17 protein-coding genes are annotated in these 23,896 nt (G+C 44.3%); 14 read left to right on the top strand and 3 right to left on the bottom strand.

Annotated features, from left to right (window positions below):
- Positions 1-8 precede the first annotated feature (8 nt).
- The gene (locus BACHE_RS00285) at positions 9-1,457 is read left to right on the top strand and encodes a PA14 domain-containing metallophosphoesterase (protein WP_013545724.1); all 1,449 of its coding nucleotides are present in this window, start codon (positions 9-11) and stop codon (positions 1,455-1,457) included.
- A 1-nt stretch (position 1,458) separates the two neighbouring features.
- On the opposite strand, the gene BACHE_RS00280 is transcribed toward BACHE_RS00285, so the two are convergent.
- Both BACHE_RS00280 and BACHE_RS00275 read right to left on the bottom strand, forming a co-directional pair.
- Positions 1,459-2,643, bottom strand: a complete 1,185-nt coding sequence (locus BACHE_RS00280) for an AraC family transcriptional regulator (protein ID WP_013545723.1) — start codon at positions 2,641-2,643, stop codon at positions 1,459-1,461.
- A gap of 55 nt (positions 2,644-2,698) precedes the next feature.
- On the bottom strand, positions 2,699-3,139 hold the full coding sequence (locus BACHE_RS00275; RefSeq protein ID WP_013545722.1) for an acyl-CoA thioesterase: 441 nt from the start codon (positions 3,137-3,139) through the stop codon (positions 2,699-2,701).
- 80 nt (positions 3,140-3,219) lie between these two features.
- Between BACHE_RS00275 and BACHE_RS00270 the strand changes: the two genes are divergently transcribed.
- From BACHE_RS00270 to glmM, 13 genes are all read left to right on the top strand, one after another.
- Positions 3,220-3,783 carry an L-threonylcarbamoyladenylate synthase gene (locus BACHE_RS00270; RefSeq protein ID WP_013545721.1) on the top strand — a complete coding sequence of 188 codons (564 nt, stop codon included), beginning with the start codon at positions 3,220-3,222 and terminating at the stop codon, positions 3,781-3,783.
- Positions 3,784-3,791: 8 nt separating this feature from the next.
- Positions 3,792-5,582 (top strand): chloride channel protein, encoded by a 1,791-nt coding sequence (locus tag BACHE_RS00265; RefSeq protein WP_041579519.1) that lies wholly within the window; start codon positions 3,792-3,794, stop codon positions 5,580-5,582.
- A 124-nt stretch (positions 5,583-5,706) separates the two neighbouring features.
- Positions 5,707-6,675, top strand: coding sequence for a methionyl-tRNA formyltransferase (gene fmt / locus BACHE_RS00260; RefSeq protein ID WP_013545719.1), 969 nt, complete (start codon positions 5,707-5,709; stop codon positions 6,673-6,675).
- Between the two features lie 82 nt (positions 6,676-6,757).
- Positions 6,758-7,411 carry a ribulose-phosphate 3-epimerase gene (gene rpe, locus BACHE_RS00255; RefSeq protein WP_013545718.1) on the top strand — a complete coding sequence of 218 codons (654 nt, stop codon included), beginning with the start codon at positions 6,758-6,760 and terminating at the stop codon, positions 7,409-7,411.
- Positions 7,412-7,976: 565 nt separating this feature from the next.
- A complete protein-coding gene (locus tag BACHE_RS00250) occupies positions 7,977-11,168 on the top strand; it encodes a SusC/RagA family TonB-linked outer membrane protein (RefSeq protein WP_041579514.1) in 3,192 nt (1,063 codons plus the stop codon).
- A 25-nt stretch (positions 11,169-11,193) separates the two neighbouring features.
- On the top strand, positions 11,194-13,107 hold the full coding sequence (locus BACHE_RS00245; protein ID WP_041579512.1) for a RagB/SusD family nutrient uptake outer membrane protein: 1,914 nt from the start codon (positions 11,194-11,196) through the stop codon (positions 13,105-13,107).
- Between the two features lie 91 nt (positions 13,108-13,198).
- Positions 13,199-14,707 (top strand): arylsulfatase, encoded by a 1,509-nt coding sequence (locus BACHE_RS00240; RefSeq protein ID WP_013545715.1) that lies wholly within the window; start codon positions 13,199-13,201, stop codon positions 14,705-14,707.
- A 133-nt stretch (positions 14,708-14,840) separates the two neighbouring features.
- The gene (locus BACHE_RS00235) at positions 14,841-16,394 is read left to right on the top strand and encodes a sulfatase family protein (RefSeq protein ID WP_407707872.1); all 1,554 of its coding nucleotides are present in this window, start codon (positions 14,841-14,843) and stop codon (positions 16,392-16,394) included.
- On the top strand, positions 16,384-17,622 hold the full coding sequence (locus BACHE_RS00230; RefSeq protein ID WP_041579072.1) for a PNGase F N-terminal domain-containing protein: 1,239 nt from the start codon (positions 16,384-16,386) through the stop codon (positions 17,620-17,622). The genes BACHE_RS00235 and BACHE_RS00230 overlap by 11 nt, the downstream gene beginning before the upstream one ends.
- 42 nt (positions 17,623-17,664) lie before the next feature.
- Positions 17,665-19,752: a ComEC/Rec2 family competence protein gene (locus BACHE_RS00225; protein ID WP_013545712.1), complete on the top strand. Its 2,088-nt coding sequence runs from the start codon at positions 17,665-17,667 to the stop codon at positions 19,750-19,752.
- Between the two features lie 380 nt (positions 19,753-20,132).
- Positions 20,133-21,170, top strand: coding sequence for a DHH family phosphoesterase (locus BACHE_RS00220; protein ID WP_013545711.1), 1,038 nt, complete (start codon positions 20,133-20,135; stop codon positions 21,168-21,170).
- Between the two features lie 103 nt (positions 21,171-21,273).
- Positions 21,274-21,876 carry a BamK family beta-barrel-assembly machinery protein gene (bamK, locus tag BACHE_RS00215; RefSeq protein WP_013545710.1) on the top strand — a complete coding sequence of 201 codons (603 nt, stop codon included), beginning with the start codon at positions 21,274-21,276 and terminating at the stop codon, positions 21,874-21,876.
- Between the two features lie 40 nt (positions 21,877-21,916).
- Entirely contained in the window at positions 21,917-23,305 is a 1,389-nt protein-coding gene (glmM, locus tag BACHE_RS00210; protein WP_013545709.1) for a phosphoglucosamine mutase, read from the top strand.
- Between the two features lie 70 nt (positions 23,306-23,375).
- Here glmM and BACHE_RS00205 read toward each other — a convergent pair whose 3' ends face one another.
- Positions 23,376-23,876, bottom strand: a complete 501-nt coding sequence (locus tag BACHE_RS00205) for an NUDIX hydrolase (protein ID WP_013545708.1) — start codon at positions 23,874-23,876, stop codon at positions 23,376-23,378.
- Between the last annotated feature and the right edge of the window lie 20 nt (positions 23,877-23,896).

Below are 23,896 nucleotides of genomic sequence, written 5' to 3'. Positions count from 1 at the left end.
TAAAAATCATGAAGAAAATAGTTATCCTTTTATTTGTATTGTTGAGTTGTGCATCAACAACTGCTTTTGCACAGGAAGCATTTGCTTTTAAAAACGGAAAATTTAAAGTAGCCCAGTTTACGGATTTACATTGGACACCGCAATCTTCAAAGTGTGCCGAGACAGAGGCCACCATCCGTGCTGTCTTAAATGCGGAGCATCCTGATATCGCTATCTTGAGTGGAGATGTGGTGACAGAATCCCCCGCCATTGAAGGTTGGAAGGCTGTAATCGGTATTTTCAATAATGCCAAAGTACCTTTTGTCGTGACTATGGGAAATCATGATGCAGAATATATGGCGAAGGATGATATTTACGATTTACTGCTCCAATCTCCTTATTATGTAGGTACAAAAGGGCCGGAGGACATTATGGGATGTGGCAATTGCATAATTCCTGTTTACGGTACAAAAGAGAAAGAAAAAATACAGGCTCTACTTTATTGCATGGATTCAAATGACTATCAGTCCAATAAACTTTATGGAGCTTATGATTGGATTCATTTCGATCAGATAGACTGGTATCGCAGGCAGAGTGCCCGTTTTACAGAAAAAAACGGCGGGAATCCCATACCTGCCTTGGCATTCTTTCATATTCCTCTTATTGAATATGAGGATATCAGGAAGGATGGAAAGACTTATGGGAATGACAGAGAGGGAGGAGTGGCCTCATCGGACATAAATTCCGGAATGTTCGCTGCAATCATCGAGATGAAAGATGTTATGGGTGTATTTGCAGGGCATGATCACGATAATGACTATATCGGCATAAACAAGGGAATAGCGCTTGGCTACGGAAGGGTAACGGGAGCAGATGCTTATGGAACATTGACGAGGGGGGCACGTATCATTGAGTTGTTTGAAGGTAAATTCAAGTTTGATACCTGGATTGCTACACCTTCAGGACGGGAGGTCTCTTATTATTATCCATCGGGACTGAACTCCGAAGAGGAACGGAACATGACTTATTTGCCGGCATTGAGAGTGGCTTCCGGCAAACACGGAACAGCATATACTTATTATGAAGGAAAGTGTAAGCACGTTGCCGACATCGCCTCTTGTAAAAAAATAAACGAGGGTGTAATGAAGAATTTCTCAATCAAAGAGACTCCTGTTGCAGATCATTTTGCCTATGAATTTCGTGCGTTGCTGGATATTACTGAGAAAGGTGTATATCGCTTCTATACATTTTCTGATGATGGCTCTGTGCTTTATATAGACGGAAAATCAGTGGTTGATAATGACGGAGGACATAGTGGACGTCGTGCCGAAGGAAAGATAGCACTTGAAAAAGGATTCCATGAGTTGCGCCTGCTGTATTTTGAAGATTATATGGGACAGGAATTGGAGGTCGGATATTCCGGGCGGGATATTCCGGAAACTCCTTTGCCGGATGACATGTTGTTTTTGCCGGAGTGATTTAACGTAAGTTGTGGTTTATCATTTGATGTTTCTTTCTGTATTCATTGGGAGAAACTTTTTTTAAGAGTTTAAATTGGCGGGACAGGTTTTTCAGATTGCTTATTCCAACCTGTTCCGCTACATCTGCAATAGGTGCATCACTGGCCAGCAATAATTGGGCAAAGCGTTCCATCCTCAGGTTGAATATGTATTTGTGGATGGATTGTTGTGTGACTTGCTTGAAGCGGATTTCCAATAATCGGCGTGACAGGGGTACTTGTTTGACAATGTCTGTCACCGTGATGTCAGCGGCTATGTTCTGGTGAATATATTTCAAGGCCGTATGAATATATGCATCGGCAGTAGAGTAGAAATCGGTAGAGAGCCGGTTTACTATATTGATCGGTTGGATCACTACGTCTTGGATATTTTGATGACTGCTATCTTCGTCATTCAGTAAATGATTGATTAATTCTGCCGCTTCAAAACCACCCCGTGCGATATTGTGGCTGATACTGGATAAAGGAGGATCGGAAAGGTTGCAAATTATTTCGTCATTGTCAACTCCTAATATTGCTATTCTGTCGGGAACTCTGATATTGTTGACTTTGCAGATTTCCGTTATGCGGTTTCCTTGATTGTCGTCACAAGCCATAAGTGCTGTGGGTTGTGGCAAGGATTTCAGCCATGTCAGCAAAGGGGGAGCTTCATAAAACCATAAATCATCGAGAGACTGTTCCTGATAAGCATGGAAATTGTCTCCGAACCCTTGTGCGGCTATACATTCATAAAATCCTTCACAACGTTCCTGCGACCACACTGCATCACGATAACCGTAAAAGGCAAAATGTTGGAATCCTTTGCTTATGAAGAACTCTGCCGCCATTTTGCCGCTTTTGCGGTAATCACCGGTAATATTGGGAATACTCTTGAATCTCGATTTATAATCTTGCGCAATTGCTATGATTCCATGCTTACGGAACAACTCTACATTGTCGTTGTTGTCAAATCTGCCGATAATGGCATCAGCCTGCCAGGCTTTTGCCCATTTCAGTACTCCTTCCATACCATAAGTCAGTTTGTAAGAAGGCGGCATCCGGCATACAACCCATGGCTCGTGACTTTTTGAGTAGGCCAACACACCTTTCAATAGGTTGTATGAGAAGGATTCTGTAAAGTCTGTCAACAGTATTAATCGGATCATGATGGTTGATAGAATCAAAGTCGTTATAGATACAAATATAGCTTTTATTTCTTTATTATCCTAATTGATGCTTTCTCAAATCTTTTCCCTCAAACTTGCAGATTGCTTCGATCCACTTGTCTGTCAATGGCTTAGATTCATGCTTAATCAGGTCGTAGGTGACCATGACGGAGGTACATGTACATTTCACTTCTTTTGTTTCCGTATTGACTACCCTTTGGGCGAGGTGAAAACTCTTGGTCCCTATCTCTGTGACAGCAGTCTGTATGGCGATAGGATCCGAACCGTAGATCTGGGCGAGAAAATCGGCTTCGATGTGGACGACGACTATGCCGTCTTTTTCCCAATTAACATCCGGGCATACGGAAGCGAAATATTCGGTCTTTCCTAAATCACAAAAAGAAAAGTAAACTGTATTGTTTACATGCCCGAATTTATCGACATCATTGAAACGTAGTTGTATGGGCAGTGTGTGGTTAAATTGAATCTCTTTCATTGTTTTGTCTTCAACTTTGTTTGTTATCGGTGCGAAATTACTAATTTTGCGTGTTAATCACTGTATTTATACATCAAGAAATGATAGAAGACATTAAAAAAGCTTGTCAGGTGATGAGTGAAGGTGGGATTATTTTGTATCCCACCGATACAATTTGGGGGATAGGTTGTGACGCTACCAATGAAGATGCGGTGCGCCGTGTGTATGAAATCAAGCAACGGTCGGACAGCAAGGCGATGTTGGTGTTGGTAGATTCTTCGGTAAAGGTGGATTTCTATGTTCAGGATGTACCGGAGATTGCCTGGGATTTGATTGATCTGGCGGACAAGCCTCTTACTGTTATTTATTCGGGAGCGCGCAATCTGGCTTCCAATTTGCTGGCCGAGGATGGCAGTGTAGGAATCCGTGTGACCAATGAGGAATTCTCAAAACGGCTTTGCCGGCAGTTCCGCAAAGCGATAGTCTCTACTTCGGCTAATGTAAGCGGACAACCTTCACCGGGTAGCTTCTGTGAAATAACCGAAGATATAAAGTCGGCGGTCGATTATATTGTAAAGTATCGTCAAGAAGAAATGGGACATCCGAAGCCATCCAGTATTATAAAATTGGATAAGGGAGGCGTTATCAAGATTATTCGTGAATGAAGGGAAAGATGGCAGGGGAAAAGAGAAGTTTATTGCAGCGCTTCATCATTTGGCGTGAAAAGAAGATAAAGGAAAAGCAGTTTATTCTGATTCTCAGTTTTCTGGTAGGTATCTTTACGGCATTTGCCGCATTGATATTGAAGGTTATCATACATTGGATTCAGAATTTCCTGACAGAGAACTTTAATACAACGGAAGCCAATTATCTTTATCTGGTTTATCCGGTGGTAGGTATCTTTTTGGCGGGATTGTTTGTACGCTACGTTGTGAAAGATGATATCAGTCACGGAGTTACCAAGATTCTGTATGCCATATCCCGAAGACAGGGGCGTATCAAACGCCATAATACGTGGTCGTCTATCATTGCCAGTTCCATTACGATCGGTTTCGGTGGTTCGGTAGGAGCAGAGGCTCCGATTGTGTTGACAGGATCGGCTATCGGTTCCAATTTGGGAAGTGTTTTCAAGATGGAACACCGCACGCTGATGCTGCTGGTGGGTTGCGGTGCGGCCGGTGCTGTTTCCGGTATCTTTAAGGCGCCGATTGCTGGCTTGGTTTTTACGCTGGAAGTATTGATGATAGACCTGACAATGTCATCCCTGCTTCCGTTGCTGATTTCTGCTGTGACGGCGGCAACCGTTTCATACATTGTTACAGGAACGGATGCCATGTTTAAGTTCCATTTGGATCAGGCTTTTGAGTTGGAACGCATCCCGTATGTCATTATGCTGGGTATTTTCTGCGGATTGGTTTCGCTTTATTTTACCCGTGCCATGAATTCTGTGGAAGGTGTGTTCGGCAAGTTGAAAACTCCCTACAAGAAATTGCTACTGGGCGGTATGATGCTGAGTATTCTTATTTTCCTTTTCCCTCCTCTGTATGGTGAAGGGTACGATACGATAGAATTGTTGCTGAATGGTGTGAGCAATGCCGAATGGGATACGGTGATGAATAACTCCTTCTTTTACGGGCATGGCAATTTGTTGCTGCTTTATCTGATGCTGATTGTCCTGTTCAAAGTATTTGCTTCGAGTGCTACGAATGGCGGCGGCGGTTGCGGCGGTATTTTTGCCCCTTCATTGTATCTGGGCTGCATTGCCGGGTTTGTCTTTTCGCATTTCAGCAATGAGTTTGAGATGACTGCCTTCTTGCCGGAGAAGAATTTTGCCCTGATGGGTATGGCGGGGGTTATGAGTGGTGTGATGCATGCTCCGTTGACAGGTGTTTTTCTGATAGCCGAGCTGACCGGAGGGTATGACCTCTTTTTGCCATTGATGATTGTTTCGGTCAGTTCCTACCTTACTATTATAGTTTTCGAGCCCCATAGCATTTATTCCATGCGTTTGGCAAAGAAAGGTGAGTTGCTGACACACCATAAAGACAAGGCCGTGCTTACGTTGATGAAGGTGGAGAATGTGGTAGAGAAGGACTTTGTGACTGTGCATCCGGAGATGGATTTAGGTGGGCTGGTGAAGGCTATTTCCGCTTCCCATCGCAATGTGTTTCCCGTGACGGACAAGGCGGGAGTGCTGATAGGGGTCGTTTTGCTGGATGACATTCGCAACATCATGTTTCGTCAGGAGTTGTACCATCGTTTTACAGTGGGTAAACTGATGACCTCGGTTCCGGCACGGCTCTATGATACGGATAGCATGGAGCAGGTGATGCGTACTTTCGATGACACGAAGGCATGGAATCTGCCGGTAGTGAACGCGGAAAACAAATATCTTGGCTTCGTGTCTAAATCGAAAATCTTTAATTCATATCGCGAGGTGCTGGTACATTTCTCGGATGAGTAAGCAATACGGATTATTCTTTATGCTACTTCATTGGTGGATGTTGTAGGGTAGAGTCGTAATCTTTGTTGGTATTAAAAGGCTTTCATCTTTATCTGTTTAAGGTATGATATTAAAATCAGAAATAATGAAGAAAGAAGATCTAAGGATCGTTTATATGGGTACTCCCGATTTTGCGGTTGAGTCCCTTCGTTGCCTGGTGGAAGGTGGCTATAATGTAGTGGGGGTCATCACGATGCCCGATAAACCTGCCGGACGCGGGCACAGGCTTCAATTCTCACCGGTGAAGCAGTATGCGCTGGATCATGATTTGCCGTTGCTTCAGCCGGAGAAATTGAAGGATGAGGCTTTTGTGGAAGCTTTGCGCGCTTGGAAAGCTGATCTGCAGATAGTGGTAGCTTTCCGCATGTTGCCCGAAGTAGTCTGGAACATGCCCCGTTTGGGTACATTTAATCTGCACGCTTCTTTGTTGCCGCAATATCGGGGGGCTGCTCCCATCAATTGGGCGGTAATCAATGGTGATACGGAAACGGGAATCACGACTTTCTTCCTGAAGCATGAGATTGATACGGGAGAAGTAATTCGACAAGTGCATGTGCCCATAGCAGACACTGACGATGTGGGTATTGTGCATGACAAGCTGATGCTGCTGGGCGGGCGTCTGGTGCTTGAAACAGTGGAGGCTATCCTTGATGGCTCGGTAAAGGGGATTCCACAAGAGGAGATGGCTGTGGCGGGTGACCTGCGTCCGGCTCCAAAGATTTTCAAGGAGACTTGCAGGATAGACTGGAACCAACCGGTGAAGCGTATCTATGACTTTATCCGTGGCCTTTCTCCCTATCCCGCTGCTTGGACCGAGCTGATTCAACCTGATGGCGAAACTGTGGTGGTTAAAGTGTTTGAAACGGAAAAAATGGAAATTACCCATCAGCTTGTTCCCGGTATTTTGCAGACGGACGAAAAGACGTATATTCGAGTTGCCGCTACAGACGGATTTATCGGCATTCGTACTCTTCAGCTTCCTGGCAAGAAGCGCTTGAGAACGGATGAATTGTTGCGTGGTTTCCGGCTGACAGAGGAATTCAAAATGAAATAATTTCTTTATTAGGCTGGATGAAATCTTTTATTTACATTTGTACGTTACTTTTATAAAAAACAACCTTTAAAACTCAATCATTATGAAGCCAATCATATCTCCTTCTATCTTATCTGCCGACTTCGGTTATCTGGCAAGAGATATTGAAATGATCAACCAAAGCGAGGCGGAGTGGGTGCATATCGACATTATGGACGGTGTGTTCGTGCCGAATATTTCTTTTGGTTTTCCGGTACTTAAATATGTGGCAAAGTTATCGGAAAAGCCATTGGATGTGCATTTGATGATTGTGCAGCCGGAAAAGTTTATTCCGGAAGTAAAAGCTTTGGGAGCATATATCATGAATGTGCATTATGAAGCCTGCCCGCATTTGCACCGGGTGGTGCAGCAGATACGGGAGGCCGGAATGCAGCCGGCAATAACTATAAATCCGGCAACGCCCGTAGCCATGTTGAAGGATGTCATTCGGGATGTATATATGGTGCTTGTGATGAGTGTTAATCCCGGTTTTGGCGGGCAGAAGTTTATAGAACATTCGATAGAGAAAGTACGTGAACTGCGTGAATTGATATCGATAACCGGTTCTCAAGCTTTGATTGAAGTGGACGGAGGTGTCAACCTCGAAACTGGTGCTCGTTTGGTGAAGGCCGGAGCTGATGCACTGGTAGCAGGAAATTTCGTTTTTTCTGCTACCGATCCCGAAGAGGCTATTCGTACTCTGAGAAATCTTGTTTAAGCATATTATTTATTTCCTATTAAAATCCTTTTATTTCTTTCTCTTAATGCTTTAGTTGATCGGCTTTGATATTTTGAATATCAGAGCCGTTGTTATTATTCTCTTTTTAGACATTGTCTTTTTTAGTCCTTGCAAGGAGGAAGTATAAATTAAGCTATGTAATAGTTTAACCTCGGTGTCTTATGCTGAGTTTTGTGATATCCGAATCATATTTAAGAACCTTTTTAATAAATTCAAAACAGTCTCTAAAAAAATAGGAAAATAATTTTAATTAAAAATATATAAGATTATCTTTGTTGTATTAATATAATTTTATACATTTGTCCCAGTATTTCCTTTGTATTTTGGTTTTCTTAAAATATTCTTAGAGAGAATATGTTAAATCTAAACGTAGAGGAAATATTGGAATTCTCTCTTTTATAAAAGAATTTGTAGAAGAAAGTAATATTATTGATGCAATTTTAACTTAAAAGATAAACTTATGAATAAACGTTTTAAACAGGTATCTTTATTTCTTGCGCTATCCATGCTGTCCATGGGCGGAGTTTACGCAGCGAGTGCAACGATGCCTTTGGACATGGAAGTAGTGCAACAAAAGGGTATATGTACCGGAGTTGTAAGGGATGCTATTGATGTGGTTATCGGTGCTTCTGTGGCGGTTAAAGGAACCTCCAATGGCTGTATCACTGATATAGACGGAAAATTCTCCATTAAGGATGTAGCTCCGGGAAGCATTATCCAGGTATCCTTTGTGGGATACGTCACCCAAGAAGTGAAATGGAATGGTCAGCCTTTAAACATTACACTGAAGGAAGACTCCAAAACCCTGGATGAAGTGGTGGTTGTAGGCTTTGGTTCCCAGAAGAAAGCTAACTTGACAGGTGCGGTGGCTACGGTGAAAATGGATGAAGTATTGGGTAGTCGTCCGTTGACCAGTGCAGCAGACGCATTGCAGGGGTCTGTTCCAGGACTATTGGTTTCTAATGGGGGAAATGCTGCGGGTACAGCTAAATCTTTCCAGATTCGTGGAGCCTATTCAGTCGGTATAAAGAATACTAATGGTAGCTATGGTAATACCATCAGCCCCTTGGTGCTGATAGATAATGTGGAAGGGGATATAGACATGCTCAATCCGGAAGATATAGAGACGGTTTCTGTATTGAAGGATGCGGCTTCATCGGCCATTTATGGTGCGCGTGCTGCAGGCGGTGTAATATTGATTACTACCAAGCGTCCTAAAGATAAAGCGAAATTCCAGTTGAACTACAACAACAATTTTGCTTTCGCCAATGCCATGAATCTGCCCAAACAGGCATCTTTGATGGACTATTTGCAGGCATATTCGGACTGTCAGGGTGATGATTTCTGGGCCAGCAACGGTCAGAGTGTTTCCAAATGGATGGAATACCTGCAAGAATACAAGAAGAATCCTTCTTCATTCAATGTACAGGGTGATGGCGTGTATAAGGATGATGAAGGCGCAGTCTATTATTTGAACGAAAAGGATTTGGTGAAGAATATGCTTGAGACGAGTTTTCAGCAGACACATAATCTGTCTATGGCAGGCGCCACCGAAAAATTGCGCTATCGCTTGTCGGGGAGCTTTGTCAACAACGACGGTGTGCTGATTACCGATAAAGACCAATACAGAAGACTGAATGTAAGCGGTTTCGTTTCGGCCGACATAACCAAGTGGTTTACACAGGAAGCTACTTTCAGCTATGCTCACAGCAAGAAAACCTTACCCAGCTCGCCCACAGGAGGCATTTATTCTACCCGCCTTGTGTCTTTCTATCCGGAGGGAAATAAGCCTGCCGGAATATTGGATGCTGCTTCTGACAACCAGCCTTTCTTTACTCCGAAGAATCAGATATTGTGGTCCAATACCACCAACACTCTTAATGACAATCCCCGTATCTTCCTGAAGTCTATTTTGAAACCTATGAAGGGGCTGGAAGTGGCTTTTGAATATACTTTTGACAAGAAAGTATATGACTATAGCTATTATACGGGTCAGTCTTCTTATACGACTATACAGGGTGGTAGCATGAATACGATTGATAACGATCATTTAGACAAGACCAAGAGATATACGGATTACAATGCTTTCAACCTTTACGCCACTTATAATTTTGCATTAAAAGATCATAAGTTTAAGGTGATGGCAGGTTTTAATCAGGAATCAAGCTATCGGGAAGAAATGACAGCAAAGTCTTACGGACAGGCCGTTGTTGAAGTGCCGTCTCTGGGAGCCGGAACTTCTACTCTGACAGCATCGGATACTTATAATGAATATGCTGTTCGTGGCGGTTTCTTCCGCGTGAACTATAATTATAAAGATAGATACTTGGTGGAAGCTAACGGGCGTTACGACGGTTCTTCTAAGTTCCCCAAAGATTCTCGCTACGGCTTCTTCCCGTCAGTATCTGTTGGTTGGAACATCGCTCAGGAAAGTTTCATGGAAAGTACGCATAGTTGGCTGGGATCGTTGAAACTGAGAGGTTCTTACGGTATGATTGGAAACCAGAATGTACCATCTTATTCTTTCATTCCGACAATGGCTATCAATAATAAATATTTAGGATGGGTGACAGGAGGAGACTATGTGACTGCCATCACTTCATTACCGGCATTGGTAAGCTCCAACTTTACGTGGGAGAAAGTGAGAACACTTGATTTCGGCCTGGATGTTTCTGTGTTCAATAATCGCTTGACGAGTACATTTGATTGGTATCAGCGGAATACAGATGGCATGCTTGCTCCGGGTATGCAGTTGCCGGCCGTTATTGGTGCAAGCGCTCCTTATCAGAACACAGCCGATATGAGAACGAGAGGCTGGGAACTTAGTTTGAATTGGCGTGACCGTGTCGGTGAAGTAGGCTATCGGGTAGGATTTAATCTGTCAGACAGCCAATCCAAGATTATGAAGTACGATTCTAATAGCTCTAAGATTCTTACGAGTGTCTTGTCTGATGGGACTACTTTTTGGAATTTCTATGAAGGTAAAGATTTAGGTGAAATATGGGGCTATGAGTTTGACGGCTTCTATACTGTAGATGATTTCGTTGACACGAAGTCATGGAAGTTGAAGGACGGCGTGACAAGTATCAATGGTTATGGTAATCTTCGTCCGGGTGATGTGAAATTCAAGAACTTGAAAGATGATGAGAATTTTACCAACGTTATTACGAACGGCAATAATACTGTGGATAATCCGGGTGACCGTAAGGTGATTGGTAATAATACTCCCCGTTATCTGTACGGCATCACTTTGGGAGGAAACTTCAAAGGCTTTGATTTGAATATCTTTATGCAAGGTACTGCTAAGCGTGACGCGTGGATTGCCAATACGTTGATTTTCCCACTATATGCTGATTCTAAGTTTGTGCCCCTTTATGAAGGGCTCAATAATTATTGGAAGCCGGTTGATGCCGCCAACGATGACTATACTTGTGCCAATCCGGGTGCTGAATTTCCACGTATCTACGGAAGCTATGGAAATCAAGGCTCCAACTATCGCCAGTCTGATAAATACTTGTCGGATGCTTCGTATTTCCGTATCAAGAATGTGACCTTGTCATATACGTTCCCCAAGACATTGGTTCAGAAAGCCTCATTGTCATCATTGAAAGCGTTTGTCAGCGTTGAAAACTTAGCTACATTCTCTTCATTGCCCAAGGGTATCGACCCGGAAACACTTTCCTGGAACTATCCGGCGTATCGTACGATATCATTCGGCATAAATCTTTCATTATAAACCTAAAACAAATAAGATAATGTATATGAAAAAGATATTTATAGGCTTGGCGTTGCTTGCGGGAGTCGGTTTGTCAAGCTGCAATGACAGTTTTCTTGAAAAGACACCGGTGACGGATTTGACAGAGGATAATGCTTTCAATTCGTATGACAACTTCAAGGCCTTTGTGTGGCCTTGCTATGAGATGTTTACCAATACCACTATCCGCACGTCTCTGGCCAATTACGCCATGAACGGACAATATGGTGGCGATGTCGATGCCGGTTATTTAGAATCGAAATCACCCAGTGGCCAGAATGCATTCGCCTATCAATCCGTAGGAAGTACCGCCACCGGTAACGGATGGAATTTCAGTGGTTATATTCGTCGTGTCAATATCATGCTTTCGCACATAGATGCTTCTTCTATGTCGGATGCCGAGAAGAAGCATTGGCGTTCGGTAGGCTACTTTTTTCATTCGTTCTGGTATATGGAATTAATAGACCGCTTTGGTGATGTGCCTTGGGTCAATCAAGTGCTGGATGAAACTTCTCCTGAGGCCTATGGACCGAGAATGGATCGTAAGATTGTGGCAGACAGTGTGCTGAACCGTCTGAAGTATGCCGAGCAGAATATAGGAGATTATACCAAGCGTGATGGCGACAATACCATCAACAAGAACTGTGTGCTGGCAGCTATTTCACGGTTTGGATTGCGTGAGGGAACCTGGAGGAAATATCATGAGTTAGGCGATGAAACTAAATTCTTGCAGGAATGTGTACGTACATCAGAACTGCTGATGAATGAGTATCCTTCTCTTTACATGGGCACTGACGGACAGCCGGCTGCCGGATATGGAGAAATGTGGACTACGGATGATCTTTCTAAAGTGCCGGGTGTCATCTTGTACAAGGCTTATGTAGAAGATATCAACCCACACGGAATGGGACACGTAGAACATACTTCTTCCCATGCTACGGAAATGAACCAGAATACAGTGGATATGTATCTGATGAAGAACGGGAAACCCATCATGAATGATGCGTCCGGCTATCATGGCAATAAAGATATGTATGCTGCTTTTCGTGATAGAGATCCTCGTCTGTATCACACGGTCATTCCTCCCTATAAGGTGAAATCGGGAAAGGGTGATTATACCACATGGTCATATACGGCTAATGCTGCCGATCGTGAATATATTGACATCATGGGCCCGAATACAGCTTGTACAAATCCGGGCGTGGGTATGAAGCGTTTGCCGGGACAGAATTGGTCGGCTTCTCTACTTCCCGAAGTACCCAGATTGGCGACGGGCTCTTTCATCTCGTGTCGTTCGGGCTACTATGTTTGGAAGAATTGGACTAATTGGGAGACGAACTCAAATTTGGCTAACCTGAATGTTTCGGATAAGCCGATCTTCAAGATTGAGGAAGTGCTGTTGAACGAGGCTGAAGCTAAATTTGAATTGGGGCTATTCAATCAAGATGTAGCAGATAAGACCATCAATAAACTGCGTGAACGTGCTGATGTAGCGGAGATGACTGTGGCTGATATTGACGGAAGTTTTGACCCGAATCGTGGCAAATATTATCCGAAAGGAAATGAAACAGGCATTATGGTGGATCCTGTTCTGTGGGAAATCCGTCGTGAGCGAATCATAGAACTGATGGGAGAAGGCTTCGGCTTTTATGATGTGCGTCGCTGGAGAATGGCTCCTTGGTTTTTGAATCGTACTGCCGTGGGACTTTGGGTGACAAAGGCGAAAGCGACAAGTGCTGGCATGACTCTTTATAATCCGGAAACAGGGACTTCGGATGGTACAAGTGGCAGTTTGACTGGAGGTAATATTTTCCTTTTCAATAAGCCTGCCGGATGGTTGGAGAAATATTATTTGTATCAAGTGCCGACTACGGAAAGGCTCTTGAATCCGCAACTGACGCAGAATCCTGGATGGGATTGATCCGTATTATAGATAATAGGAAATTATAAAAGAAAGGGGTGTGCAGAACAAGAGGGGATGTGCACCCTTTTCTGATAAATACAAGAATATGATGAAACTTGATAAACTTTTCTTGGGATGCTCTTTGTTTTCCAGTGTCGCTTTGTCGGCACAGGAGGAGGTGACACGGCCTAACATTATCTATATCCTGATGGATGATTTGGGATACGGTGATTTGCAATGCTATGGGCAACAGAAGATAGAAACGCCCAATATTGACCGTCTTCGGGAGTCGGGCATGAAGTTTACCCAACATTATTCAGGTTCACCGGTTTCTGCTCCATCGCGCTGTGTATTGATGACAGGGCTTCATTCCGGTCATGCTCAGATTAGAGGGAATGATGAATTGGCAATCAGAGGAGCAGTACAAAACCATGACTCTATGTTTGTGCATAAGGAACTTGAAGGACAATACCCGCTAAAGGCGGGCACTATGACTATCGGAAGAATGTTGCAGGAGGCAGGATACATTACCGGATGTTTTGGAAAATGGGGACTTGGCTACCCTACTTCAGACGGTGTGCCTGATAAACAAGGATTTGATAGCTTTTATGGCTACAACTGTCAACGCCAAGCACATACCTATTACCCTCCGTTTTTGTATGCCAATGACGAAAGGGTGTATTTAGAGAATAAGGTGTTGACACCTCATGCTGTACTGGATAAAGATGCAGATCCCTATAAGGAGGCGAGCTATGCTAAATATACACAAAAGCAATATGCCAATGATTTGATTTTTGACAGACTGCTTTCTTTTGTGGATGAGCACAAGGGCATTCCTTTCTTTGCCATGTGGACTACACCGCTACCGCATGTGTCACTTCAGGCGCCCGAAAGATGGGTGCGGCATTATGTGGAGAAATTTGGAGATGAAAAGCCTTATACTGGTACTGCCGGTTATTTGCCTTGCCGTTATCCTCATGCCACGTATGCAGCTATGATCAGTTATTTTGACGAGCAAGTGGGTAAGTTGGTCGAAAGGCTGAAGGAGAATGGCGTCTATGAAAATACTGTTATAATCTATACTTCAGACAATGGACCTACTTTCAATGGCGGCACAGATTCGCCTTGGTTCAACAGTGGCGGTTTGTTTAAGTCGGAGTATGGCTGGGGAAAGTGTTTCCTGCATGAAGGGGGAATCAGAGTTCCTGCTATTTTTGCTTGGCCGGGTAAGATTGAGGCAGGTAGTGAGAGTGATTTAATCAGCGGCTTTCAAGATGTAATGCCTACGTTGGCCGAGATAGCCGGGATTGAAAGCCCTGCGACAGATGGCATTAGTTTTTTGCCTGCTCTAACAGGGAAAAAACAGAAAATACGGCATGAATACCTTTATTGGGAGTTCCCGGAACTGGATGGAGAAAGGGCAGTGCGTATGGGTAAGTGGAAGGCGCTATGGGGTGATATAAAGCATGGGAACAACCACATTCAGCTTTTTAATTTGGATAATGACGTCAGAGAAGAACACGATGTGGCGGCTCAACACCCGGATATCATAAAACAGATAAGGGATATCATGAAGAAAGAACACGTGGAGGCTGAAAATCCTAAATTTAGAATGTAATAAATGCAGGTATCAGAATTATTATTACTTTTGAGCCTTGAATAAATATAGCTTGAATTATGAAAAGAAAACCTGTAATAATGATTATTTTATGAACAGACAGATGAATATAGGGCTTTGCTCATTGGCGCTCATGTCTTGTGCGGTTTCCGTGCAGGCTTCAGCCAAGGGAAAAGTGAAGAATAAGCAAGTTGATACAAGACCTAATGTTATCTTTATTTATGCCGATGACTTGGGGTATGGAGATTTGCAATGTTATGGTGCAAAGAATGTGGAGACTCCTCACATAAACCAATTGGCACAACAAGGTATTCGGTTTACCAACGCTTATGCCACGGCCGCTACAAGCACTCCGTCGCGCTATTCCATGCTGACGGGTGAATATGCTTGGCGGAGACCTGACACAGATGTTGCCGCTGGTGATGCAGGCATGATTGTTCGACCAGAGCAGTTCACTATAGCAGATGTGTTCAAGAGTGCCGGATATGCTACTGCTGCTCTTGGTAAGTGGCATTTGGGCTTGGGTGACAAAACCGGGCAGCAGGACTGGAATGCCCCGCTTTCTGCTGCTTTGGGAGATCTGGGCTTTGATTATTCCTATATCATGGCAGCTACGGCCGATCGTGTGCCGTGTGTATTTATAGAGAATGGTAAAGTCGCTAATTACGATCCTTCCGCGCCTATCGAAGTGAGCTATGTGCGCAATTTTCCCGGTGAACCTACGGGCAAGAATAATCCGGAATTACTTTATAACCTGAAACCAAGTCATGGACACGATCAGGCCATTGTAAACGGCATCAGCCGTATCGGTTTTATGAAAGGTGGGGGAAAGGCGCTTTGGAAAGATGAAAACATTGCCGATTCTATTACCGTACATGCCATTGATTTCATCAAGAAGCATAATGATGAACCTTTTTTTATGTATTTTGCTACCAATGATGTGCATGTTCCCCGCTTCCCGCATGACCGTTTTCGCGGAAAGAATCCGATGGGGCTCCGCGGTGATGCTATTGTGCAGTTCGACTGGAGTGTAGGGCAAATATTGGATGTGCTTGAGAAGATGGGATTGCGTGAGAATACACTGATCGTACTTTCGAGTGACAATGGTCCTGTGGTGGATGACGGTTATCAGGATAAGGCGGAAGAATTGCTGAACGGACACAGTCCGGCAGGACATCTGCGTGGAGGCAAATATAGCGCTTATGAAGGTGGAACACGTGTGCCCGTCATCGTCAGTTGGCCGAAGCGCATCAAGGAAGAGGGAAGAGAATCGGACGTGGTGCTTTCACAAATAGACTGGCTGGCCTCCATGGCTGCACTATCAGGCATTCAGCTTCCCAAGAATAGCGCTCCCGACAGCTTCAACCGTTTGGGAAACCTTTTGGGAGAAGACGATACGGATCGGCCTTGGGTTATCGAACAGTCACAGAACAAGACTCTGTCTGTCCGCACTAAAGACTGGAAATACATCGAACCGAGTGATGGACCGAAAATGATTCAGTGGGGGCCGAAGATTGAAACAGGCTATCGTCCCGAACCGCAGCTCTTTGACATGAAACAAGGGTTAGAGGAGGAAAATGTGGCTGCTAAATATCCGGAAAAGACATTTGAACTTCAGCAGATTCTGCGTAAGGTGCGTAATAAAAGCATAACTTTGACTCCAACGACGCATGCTCATGGAAAATAAAATTTTATATCTTTTTGTTGTTCTTTTGGGTATCCCCGGACTTATTTCGGCCAGAAAGTATCCGGCGGTTGGAGATGTGAATGTCAAAGTCTTTGAGAAGACAAATGTGTGCTACAGGCCGGATCGTTGGAATGGATTTAATGAAGCCGGTGCGGACGGTGTCATAAGGCTGGTGAACGGTCGTATAATATTGAAGAAGATTCATATTCCGGTGTATAAGCGAAATGTGCGGGTAACTGCAACTGTTACGGTAGAGTCCAACGGTGATCGTTGGGACAAGACGGGCTCTTGTTTTGTACTTCCCAGGGAATCTGCTGTCAATCTGTTGAACATAGCACAAGGTGAAAAGAGGTTTCCCGCCATTGATTCTACTAAGTTAGAGAACCTGAAAGGCATCATAGCCGGCGATGACTATCTTCCTACCCTTGAAATCATGCGTTTCATGACTCCTTTCGGAGTGGGATTTTACAGTAAGCCGGACAATGAACTGAGCTCCACGCGTAAACCTGTATATATTGATCACTGGGAAGACAATGTGAGCTGGACTCAAGATGTCACCGATCGCTATTCAGCTCTTGAAGGTGATGTTTATGTGGGTGTTTACATTGATTCGTGGACGGCCGAAGGCTATCTGGTCTCACTTGAATTGAAAGTCAAGGAGTCTGACATTCCGGAAGACAAGCTACGGCAGACGCATGTATTGCCACTTGTCAATACGGTTCCCTATCAAGGACAGAATATTCCCGATATATTTGCACGTAAAGCTGTAGAAGTTCCTTTTCACCTTCCTGCTTCTGCACGGAATGTCCGTTTGAAGTATATTACTACCGGGCATGGAGGCCATAGCGGGGGTGATGAATTTACTCAACAGCGCAATTTGGTGAAGGTGGACGGTGAGACTGTACTCGATTTTATTCCTTGGCGTACGGATTGTGCCTCTTTTCGCCGCTTTAATCCGGGATCCGGTGTGTGGCTGGAAAAGAGAATGGCCTCCTTCATTGGCAAGGAAGGCTACGAGATGAAAGAGATAGAAGAACCGGTTGCTTCTTCCGATTTTTCTCGCTCCAACTGGTGTCCGGGTACGGATGTCTGGCCCGAAGAAGTGAATCTCTCCAATCTGGTGTCCGGCTCACACATCCTAAGCATTAGCGTACCCGATGCTCAGCCTGCCGATGGCGACAAGATGAATCATTGGCTGATTTCTGCTTATTTGGTTTGGGATGATTGATATAATGACGCTATCAGAGTTGTGATACACTCGTGCAATTTTATGCTTCGACTTTTTATCGATTATCCTTTCCTTCGGCTTTTGATACCGTTGTTAGCCGGTATCTTGTGCGGGGACGCGTTTCCCCGCATCCTTCCGTTGTGGATATATCCGCCTCTCTTATTGTCGTTGTTCATGCTTGCGTGGTTTTCTCATTGGTTTCGTTTACGATGGTTATATGGAGCAGGGGTGCATTTGTTCTTTTTCTGTTTGGGCTATATGCTTGTTGGACGGCAGTTGGAGCAGACAGATTATACTTTTTCCGGAAATCCCTCTGTCTGTAAGGTTCGTATTTGCGAAAAACCGGAAGTCAAGGAAAGAAGCATTCTTTGCCGTGCCGTATTGACGGAAGAGTTCCGGACGGATGGCAGTTCTTTGCGTGCTTCTTGCGATAATCTTTTTCTGCTTTATTTCTCCAAAGATTCAATAGAATCTGGTTTGCGGCAAGGTGCTGAGTTGTTGATATATACCCGTCTTTACCCACCTTACAATAATGGAAATCCCGATGAGTTTGATTATGCGAGTTACCTTAGGCACAAAGGTGTTACGGGTACGGCTTATGTCGCATCCGGACATTGGCGGGTGATTGATCGGGATAGCCATCTCACTTTTCGTCAAAGGGCATTGGAATGCAGGGAAAAGGTGGTTGCTCTTTATCATGCTTTAGGCTTCAAGGGAGATGTGCTGGCTGTTCTTTCGGCTTTGACGGTGGGAGACAAGGAGGAATTGAGTGATGATATCGCAGAAACTTATTCGGTGGCAGGAGCCAGTCATGTGCTGGCACTTTCCGGACTGCATATCGGGCTTATTTACGCATTGTTCCTTTTTGTGTTTGCACCCTTGTGGAAGCGTTGGGCATGGCTGAAGCCTTTTCTGCTTTTGTTCATTCTTGTTTTTTTATGGGGATTTGCTTTTCTCACGGGCTTGTCTTCGTCGGTTGTAAGGTCGGTCATCATGTTCTCGCTGTTGGCATTGGCTTGTTTGCAGCCGGAAAAGCCGTTGACTTTGAACACATTGGCGGCTACGGCTTTCCTAATGTTGCTGTATAACCCGTTTTGGTTGTTCGACGTCGGCTTTCAGTTATCTTTTGTGGCAGTGGCTTCCATTCTTGCCGTTCAACCTAAACTATATATGCTGTGGAAAGTCAAAAACCGCTTCTTGCGTTATGGGTGGGGGCTTGTCACGGTTTCCATAGCTGCCCAAATCGGCACGGCGCCATTGGTAATGCTCTACTTTTCCCGTTTTTCCACACATTTTTTGCTGACCAATCTATGGGTTATTCCCATGGTATCTTTGATCTTATATTCGTCTGTTATCCTTTTAGTCTTGACGCCTTTACCTTCTCTTCAGTTTGCCTTTTCGTCGGTAGTAGGAACATTGGTGCATATTCAGAATGAAGTGCTCCGATGGATAGAGCACCTGCCATTGTCTTCGATTGATGGTATTTGGATGGATGCATGTGAGGTTCTGCTGTACTATCTGCTTGTGGGGCTGATAGGTTACAGCCTGTTGAGGCGAACCGCCCGTTCTGTTCTTCTTGCCTTGTTTTTCTTGCTTTCCCTTGTTTCTTATCATGCGGTTTCGGTGATGCTTTATGCTCCTCGGAAAAGCATGGTTTTTTATAATGTGCGTGGCTGCCCGGCGGTTCACTGCATGGCGGAAAGCGGCAGGTCTTGGCTGGTTTGTGCCGATAGCTTGCCGGAGGTTTCCCGTTTAAGCAGCGCCCTCTCTCCATACTGGAATCGTTTGCATTTGGAAAGGCCGCAATTGGTGACCGGAAGATATATTTCCGATTGTCTTTCCATGCAAGGCCGGATGCTTTGCTATGTGGGAACGAGCGTTTGCTTCTTGCATGATGATAGCTGGACGGGCAAGACTGCCATTCGTCCCATGTCCGTGGATTATCTTTATATTTCCAAGGGATATGCAGGTGGGATAAAAGAACTTTCACCTCTGTTTTCTCCGCGGACGGTTGTGCTTGACGCTTCCCTCTCCGTTCATTATCAAGAAAAAATTATCAGTGAATGCATCCACTTGGGTATTCCTTATCTCTCTCTTTCTGAAAAAGGTTCTGTCCGCATATTGTTATAATCTGTAAGATATCAATTAAGGAGGAAGATACACGCATCCCGTGCGAGAAGCTTACCCATGTATAGGGAAAAGTATATCTCGGCTGCTGAGATTCATATCTCGACGGTCAAGATATATATCTTAGCCGTTAAGATGTATATCTCACGTAGCGAGATATAGTTTTATCCATACTTCATTCCTCTTCTGCAAGGGATAAGAACTGCTTTGCAGGCTGCCTTATGCCGCCTTTGCCGGTATTATGGAATACAAACTCCAAATAAACTTTCATTGCTTTCTGTCAACTCACGAACTTTTTCGTACTTTTGCCCTTTCAATTTGTTATAGATGTATGGATCATACTCCAATCGTCTAATTGTAAATCGTCAAATCGTAATAACCATATGTTGACTAAAGTAATAGAGCAATCTAAGATAGAACACTTTGCGAAGTGGCTCGAACGTGCGGAGAAAATAGTAATTGTGTCTCATGTCGGTCCGGATGGCGATGCTATCGGTTCCTCTTTGGGGCTGTGGCATTTTCTCAATTCTCAGGATAAGACGGCAAATGTAATCGTGCCGAATGCTTTCCCTGATTTCCTGAAATGGATGCCGGGTAGTAAGGACGTACTTTTATATGACCGCTATAAGGAGTTTGCCGATCAACTGATTGCAGAAGCGGATGTTATCTGCTGCCTGGATTTCAACGCCATTCACCGCATCGATGCGATGGGAGATGCCGTGCTTGCTTCTCCGGCAAGAAAGATTCTGATAGACCATCACTTGCATCCTGAAGAATTTTGTAAGATTATCATCTCTCATCCCGAAATATCATCTACTTCGGAGTTGGTATTTCGGCTGATCTGCCGCATGGGCTATTTCGGCGACATCAGTAAGGAAGGCGCTGAATGCATCTATACCGGTATGATGACCGATACGGGTGGCTTTACCTATAATTCGAATAATCGTGAAATTTATTTTATCATCAGCGAGTTGCTTTCAAAAGGGATTGACAAAGATGATATTTACCGTAAAGTCTATAATACTTATTCCGAAAGCCGTCTTCGTTTGATGGGACATGTGCTGTCACAGATGAAAGTTTATCCCGACCACCATGCTGCCCTTATCTCCCTGACCAAGAAAGAGCAGGGACAGTTCGACTATATCCGTGGAGACAGCGAGGGCTTTGTGAATATACCTTTGAGCATAAAAGGGGTGATCTTCTCTTGTTTCTTGCGTGAGGATACGGAGAAACCTATGATTAAGATTTCTTTACGCTCCGTGGGTACATTCCCTTGCAACCGCTTGGCTGCCGAATTCTTTAATGGCGGCGGGCATCTGAATGCTTCCGGCGGAGAGTTCTATGGAACGATGGAAGAAGCCCGGAAGGTTTTTGAGCAGGCATTGGAAAAGTACAGACCATTGCTTAATGCCAAAGGATAACAAAAGTTCAGTGGCAAAGGTTAAAAGTTACGAACTTTCTATCTCCGGCTTTCAACTTTCAAGGAAATCAGATACTTTTGTACGAAATTACTAAATAACAGAGATGAAGAAACTTACTTTATTCTTTTTGACTTTAGTTGCATTGTGCTTGGGCTTTCAAGCTTGCAACAATACCAGGACGTATGCCGAAATGCTTGAGGATGAAAAAGACGGTATCAATGACTTTATTAATAAGAATCGCATAAAGGTTATTTCGCAGTCGGAATTTTATGAGCAGGACTCTACGACCGATGTCTCTAAAAATGAATATGTACAGCTTGCCAGCGGCGTTTATATGCAGATTGTAGATAAAGGTTCTGCGAACAAGGCTGACACGGTGAAGAATAATGACTTGATTTTGGTTCGTTTCCTGGAATACAGCATTCTCGATAAAGATACTACTTTGTCAAATCTGAATGCTTATGAAACTGTAGATGAGTTTAAATATACAGTAAGCAGTTCCTCCATTGCCGGTATTTTTACCCAAGGGTATATGCTTAGCAGTTACAGCTCTTCGGCAGTACCTGCCGGATGGCTGATTCCGCTGACGTATGTTCGTGACAGAGCGCATGTTAAGCTGATTGTTCCTTCTAAAATGGGACATCAGACCGCCATGCAGTCTGTTTATCCTTATTTTTATGATATTCAGAAATATCAGATCTATTAATGTATAATAGACAACTAACCAATATTTAAATTATCAACCTATGACTCTAATCAAATCTATCTCTGGCATTCGCGGTACTATTGGCGGAGGTGCAGGCGAGGGCTTGAATCCGCTTGACATCGTGAAGTTCACATCTGCTTATGCTACATTAATCCGCAAGACGTGTACTGTAAAAAATAATAAAATTGTAGTAGGCCGTGATGCCCGTATCTCCGGCGAAATGGTCAAGAATGTAGTGGTAGGAACCCTTATGGGAATGGGCTGGGATGTAGTTGATATTGATCTGGCTTCTACGCCTACCACCGAACTGGCAGTGACAATGGAAGGCGCCAGTGGAGGTATCATTCTGACGGCTTCACACAACCCCAAACAATGGAATGCTCTGAAGCTTCTGAACGAGAAAGGCGAATTCCTTAATGCCGCCGAGGGGCAGGAAGTGCTTCGGATTGCTGCCGCCGAGGAGTTTGACTTTGCCGATGTTGATCATCTCGGTTCTTATCGCAAGGATTTGACTTACAACCAGAAACATATAGAAAGTGTATTGGCGCTCGACCTTGTAGATGTGGAAGCCATCAGGAAAGCGAACTTCCGTGTTGCCATAGATTGTGTGAATTCTGTGGGTGGTATCATTCTGCCCGAATTGTTCAGACAATTAGGTGTCCAGCACGTAGAGAAGCTTTATTGTGAGCCCACAGGTGATTTCCAACATAATCCTGAACCTTTGGAAAAGAATCTGGGGGACATCATGAACTTGATGAAAGGTGGCAAGGCAGATGTGGCATTTGTGGTTGACCCCGATGTGGACCGCTTGGCCATGATCTGTGAAGACGGCAAGATGTATGGCGAGGAATATACTTTGGTGACTGTTGCCGACTATGTTTTGAAGCATACTCCGGGTAATACGGTTTCTAATCTGAGCTCTACCCGTGCGCTGCGTGATGTGACGCGCAAATACGGTCAGGAATATTCTGCTTCTGCCGTAGGCGAAGTGAATGTGACTACGAAGATGAAAGAAGTGGGTGCTGTGATTGGCGGTGAAGGAAACGGTGGAGTAATCTATCCTGCCAGCCATTACGGACGTGATGCTCTTGTAGGCATTGCTTTGTTCCTGAGCCATTTGGCACACGAGGGCAAGAAGGTGAGTGAACTGCGTGCCTCTTATCCTGCATACTTCATGGCTAAGAACCGTGTAGATCTGACTCCTGAAACGGATGTGGATGCTATCCTTGCCAAAGTGAAAGACCTTTATAAGAATGAAGAAATCAATGACATCGACGGTGTGAAAATAGACTTCCCGGACAAATGGGTACACCTGCGTAAGAGCAATACTGAACCGATTATACGTGTTTATAGTGAGGCTGCCACACCGGAAGCGGCAGAAGAAATCGGACAGCAGATTATGAGAGTGATTGAAGATCTGGCAAAATAAGTCCGGTTAAAATGATTGTTAATATATCCCGCTTTTCCGTGAAAGGAAAGCGGGATATATTATTTTTATGCTATTTGATTACTTTCTCTATCTCCCCTTCAAAGTTCGGAGTAAACACTCCTTTGCCGATGTTCTCTTTAATCTCTTCTATGCCCCAAAAGCGGCCGCCATCCAGTTCGTCACTGGGATGTATTTCGCCGTCATAGATTGTCTTGTGCACAAAGACAAGTTCCCGTTCGCGGGCAGACTCAAAGATGTAGTGTGTCATAGATTCCGGTGTAAAGCCGGTAATACCGAGTTCTTCGCGCGCTTCACGTTTCAGCGCCATTTCCACGCTTTCACCCAAATCCACATGTCCGCCTACGGAAGTATCCCATTTTCCCGGCTGTATGTCTTTCCAAAGCGGACGTTTCTGAAGATAGAGCTCGCCGTTGGAATTGAACACGTGGAGGTGGATTACCGGATGCAGCAGTTTGCTGCCATTGTGGCATTCGCCGCGTGTGGCGGCTCCTGTGATGTTGCCTTGTTCACCTACAAGGGGAAACATTTCCTGATTGTTATCACTATTCATCGTTTTTCTTTGTTTCTCAA

This window comes from Bacteroides helcogenes P 36-108 (assembly GCF_000186225.1).
Classification (GTDB): Bacteria; Bacteroidota; Bacteroidia; order Bacteroidales; family Bacteroidaceae; genus Bacteroides; species Bacteroides helcogenes.
This window is presented reverse-complemented; position numbering and strand designations above follow the sequence as displayed.